This is a genomic window from Mesorhizobium sp. M1E.F.Ca.ET.063.01.1.1 (genome assembly GCF_003998155.1).
In the GTDB taxonomy this organism is placed as follows: domain Bacteria; phylum Pseudomonadota; class Alphaproteobacteria; order Rhizobiales; family Rhizobiaceae; genus Mesorhizobium.
Genome location: NZ_RZSC01001804.1, coordinates 1 through 383, shown reverse-complemented (window position 1 = coordinate 383; position 383 = coordinate 1). Strand labels below are relative to the sequence as shown.

1 pseudogene is annotated in these 383 nt (G+C 66.3%); it reads right to left on the bottom strand.

Annotated features, from left to right (window positions below):
- Window positions 1–383, bottom strand: a pseudogene (locus tag EOA29_RS40950) (ATP-binding cassette domain-containing protein); the annotation flags it as partial.

The following is a 383-nucleotide window of genomic DNA, read 5'->3' as shown; positions in this document are numbered from 1 at the left end:
GGAAGCCGCCCGACTGACGCTGCCAGAGCTGGGCGTAGAGCCCGCCCTTGGCGACGAGCTCCTCATGCGAGCCCTCCTCGATGATGCGGCCCTTGTCCATGACGACGAGCCTGTCCATTGCCGCGATCGTCGACAGCCGGTGCGCGATGGCAATGACGGTCTTGCCTGCATCAGCTTGTAGAGGTTCTCCTGGATCGCCGCCTCGGCCTCCGAATCGAGCGCCGAGGTCGCCTCGTCGAGGATCAGGATCGGCGCGTCCTTCAGCATGACGCGGGCGATCGCGATGCGCTGCCGCTGGCCGCCGGACAGTTTGACGCCGCGGTCGCCGACATGGGCACCGAACCCTTTGCGCCCATTGTGGTCGGAAAGCCCGGCGATGAAAT